The organism is Herbaspirillum lusitanum P6-12, from assembly GCF_000256565.1.
Taxonomy (GTDB): Bacteria; Pseudomonadota; Gammaproteobacteria; order Burkholderiales; family Burkholderiaceae_D; genus Herbaspirillum; species Herbaspirillum lusitanum.
This window is the reverse complement of the sequence record NZ_AJHH01000553.1, coordinates 1-3695: the sequence shown is the minus strand read 5'-3', so window position 1 is coordinate 3695 and position 3695 is coordinate 1. Positions and strand designations below refer to the sequence as shown.

3 protein-coding genes and 1 pseudogene are annotated in these 3695 nt (G+C 64.4%); 2 read left to right on the top strand and 2 right to left on the bottom strand.

Going from position 1 to position 3695, the window contains the following annotated elements:
• Both HLUSI_RS34330 and HLUSI_RS0118405 read left to right on the top strand, forming a co-directional pair.
• Positions 1-88, top strand: a pseudogene (locus HLUSI_RS34330) ((2Fe-2S)-binding protein); the annotation flags it as partial.
• Positions 89-98: 10 nt separating this feature from the next.
• Positions 99-2225 (top strand): xanthine dehydrogenase family protein molybdopterin-binding subunit, encoded by a 2127-nt coding sequence (locus tag HLUSI_RS0118405; RefSeq protein ID WP_016835352.1) that lies wholly within the window; start codon positions 99-101, stop codon positions 2223-2225.
• A gap of 72 nt (positions 2226-2297) precedes the next feature.
• Here the strand turns inward: HLUSI_RS0118405 and HLUSI_RS0118400 are convergent, their stop codons facing one another.
• Positions 2298-3029, bottom strand: a complete 732-nt coding sequence (locus HLUSI_RS0118400) for a 2OG-Fe(II) oxygenase (protein ID WP_016835351.1) — start codon at positions 3027-3029, stop codon at positions 2298-2300.
• Positions 3030-3118: 89 nt separating this feature from the next.
• Positions 3119-3695 (bottom strand): aldo/keto reductase (locus HLUSI_RS0118395; RefSeq protein ID WP_016835350.1); only part of this gene is annotated, 577 nt, incomplete at its 5' end.

Sequence of the window (3695 nt, the reverse complement as noted above, 5' to 3'; positions counted from 1 at the left end):
CATGAGCGGCAACATCTGCCGCTGCGGCACCTATAACCGCATCCGCGCCGCCATCAAGAGCGCCGCGGCTGAAATGCGCAAGGCCTGAGGAGATCGCCATGACAACCACACGACGCGATTTTCTCAAAGCGACAGCGCTGGTCGGCGGCGGCCTCACGCTCGGCGTCAGCCTGCCGGGCGCGGTCAGCGTATCGCAGGCGGCCGGCACCCTGCACACGCCCAACGCCTGGGTCCACATTGCCGACGACAACACCATCACGCTGATTTCCGCGCGTTCCGAAATGGGCCAGGGCGTCTACACCTCGATGCCGATGCTGATCGCCGAAGAACTGGGCGTCGACATCCGCAAGATCAAGGTCGAGATCGCCCCGGTCGGCGAGGTCTACACCAATGCCTTGCTCGGCGGCCAGCTCACCGGCGGCTCGACCTCGGTGCGCGACGGCTGGGAAAAGCTGCGCGTGGCCGGCGCCCAGGTGCGCACCATGCTGGTCGCGGCAGCGGCACAGAAATGGAACGTCGACGCCGCAACGCTCACGGCCGGCGACGGCAAGGTCACCGGTCCGGGCGGACGCAAGGCGACCTACGGCGAACTGGCTGATGCCGCATCGAAGCTGCCGGTGCCCAAGGACGTGGTGTTGAAGGACCCGAAGGATTTCAAGATCATCGGCAAGCCGACCAAGCGCCTCGACACCCCGCGCAAGGTCAACGGTACTGCCGTGTTCGGCATCGACGTCAAGCTGCCGGGCATGGTCTACGCCTCGCTGGAGCAGTGTCCGGTGATCGGCGGCAAGGTAGTGAGTTTTGACGCGAGCAAGGCCAAGACCATGCCGGGCGTGATCGACGTGGTGCAGATCCGCGACGGCGTGGCGGTGGTGGCGGACAGCTACTGGCGTGCCAAGAAGGCGCGCGAAGCCGTGACCGTCGCCTGGGATGAAGGTGCGGGCGCCGCCATCGACAATGCCTCGATGATGGACGGCATCCGCAACGCCAAGGATGCGCCGACGCCGATCAAAAAAACCGGCGACGCCGATGCCGCCATGAAGAGCGCCGCCAGGACCATGCAGGCCGAATACTGGTCGCCGCTGCTGGCGCATGCAACGATGGAGCCGCAGAATTTCACTGCCGATTTCAATGCCAAGGACGGCAAATGCCTGGTGATCGGCCCGGCGCAATTCCAGCAGGGTACGCAGGGCAACGTCGCGGCAGCGGTCGGCCTCAAGCCGGAAGACGTCACGGTGCAGACCACCTTCCTCGGCGGCGGCTTCGGCCGGCGTCTGGAATACGACTTCGCGGTGCAGGCGGCGCAGATTTCCAAAGCGGTCGGCAAGCCGGTCAAGCTGTTGTGGAGCCGCGAGGACGACACCACCCATGATTTCTACCGGCCGATGGCCTTCCATCGCATGGCGGCCGGACTCGATGCGGCCGGCAAGCCGGTCGCGCTGACCTTCCAGCTGACCTCGCAGTCGGTGACGCAGCGCGCCTTCGGCCTGCCCAAGGGCGCACTCGATCCCTTCATGGCGGAAGCGGCGGTGGTCGGCTACGACATCCCCAACATGACGCAGGAACTGATCGAGCACGACAGCGGCCTGCGCGTCGGCTACTGGCGCTCGGTCAGCCACGCGCTCAACGCCTTCGCCAACGAGAGCTTCATCGACGAGCTGGCCGCCGCCGCCGGCAAGGATCCCTATCAATACCGGCTGGCGATGCTGGACAAGCAGCCGCGTTTCGCCAACGTGCTGAAGATCGCGGCGACCAAGGCGGGCTGGGGCAAGCCGCTGGCGAAAGGACGCAGCCGCGGCATCGCCCTGATGGAAGGCTACGACACCTACATGGCGCAGGTGGCGGAGATTTCGGTGAAGGACAACGAGATCACCGTGCACAAGATGTGGGTGGCCGCCGACCTCGGCCGCATGGTCAATCCCGACACGGTGGAAGCGCAGATAGAATCGAGCATCGCCTTCGGTCTGTCGTCGGTGCTGGGCTCGGAAATCACGCTCGACAAGGGGCGCGTGCAGCAGACCAATTTCCATGACTATCCGGTGATCCGCATGTCGCAGATGCCGCGCATCGACGTCACGCTGGTCAAGAGCACCGAGAAGCCCGGCGGCATCGGCGAACCGGCCACGGCGCTGGTCGGACCGGCGGTGGCGAACGCATTGTTCGCGGCGACGGGAAAACGCGTGCGCAAGATTCCGCTGTCGCCGGACAATATCAAATCGGCTTGATCCGCACGTGAAGTAAATGCAACAAACGCAGGAAGCGCCTCCACTGGAAACGGAGGCGCTTTTTTTATGCGCCTACAGCGCGTCGTGGAAAATCACACCCGCCGTATAGCGATGGCCGGAACGCAGGCGGCTCACGCCATGGCGCATCTTGACGCGATAGTAGCCGCGCGTGCCGGCCACCGGCCGCTCATTGACTGCGAACAGCAAGGCGTCGCCCTGGCGCAATGGAACCACTTCCGCGCGCGACTGCATGCGCGGGCGCTGTTCCGTCATGACGAATTCGCCGCCGCTGAAATCGCGCCCCGGCGCCGACAGCAGGATCGCCATCTGGATCGGGAACACGTGTTCGCCGTACAAGTCCTGGTGCAGGCAGTTGTAGTCGCCGCTTTCATATTTGAGGATCAGCGGCGTCGGCCGCAGCTGTCCGGCTGCATGGCAGCGCGCGAGGAAGTCGTCATGCGCGGCGGGATAGCGTACGTCGATGCCCATCGCCTCGTTCCAGCGGTTGGCCTGCGGCGCCAGGCGCGCGTAGAAGGCGCTGCGCAATGCGCCGATCAGTTCCGGCAGCGGATAGCTGTAGTACTTGTATTCGCCGCGACCGAAACCATGGCGCGCCATTATCACGCGGCTGCGATAGAGTTCATCGCGCGCATAGTCGGCAATCAGCGCCTCGCACTCCTGCTCCTGCAGCAAGCCGGGCAGGCGCGCGCAGCCGTATTCATTGAGCTCGGTGGCGATGTCCTGCCAGTCCAGCGCAGCGACGCGTCGGACGATGGAATTGCTGTGGTTTGCCACGGTATTCATTACTTCATCCTCTCGCCTGCGAATCGATATGGACTCAGTGTAAAAAGGCGGTGCGGCGGCGGCACTCCGGCGCTTGCTTTTGAATTCGGCTAGAGCATTTCCAATGGGCGGCGTTTCTTCGGCGGCGCAAAAGCCCGGTCGAGTCCGGCCAGATCGGTCGCGTCGAGCGTCACGTCCAGGCAGGCGCGATTGTCCTGCACGTGCTGCACCGTTGATGCCTTGGGAATCGAGATCATGCCCGGATGGCGCAACGTCCAGGCCAGCGCAACCTGCGCCGGCGTGACGCCATGGCGTTCGGCGACCGCGACCAGCGCGGCGTCCTTGAGGATGCGTCCCTGTTCGATCGGCGAATAGGCCATGAGGGCGATATTCTGCTCGACGGCGAAGGGACGCAGGTCGAACTCAATGCCGCGCCGCGACAAGTTGTACAAGACCTGGTTGACCTGCACATGATGGCCATTGTCCTGCTCGAGCAATTCCTGCATGTCGTCGAGGTCGAGATTGCTGACGCCCCAGGCGCCGATCTTGCCCTGGTCGATCAGTGTTTCCATGGCCTCGATGGTGGCGGCAAACGGATGCGTGCCGCGCCAGTGCAGCAGGTAGAGATCGATGCGTTCCACCCGCAGGCGTTTCAGGCTGGCTTCGCAAGCCTTGACGGTGCCGGCG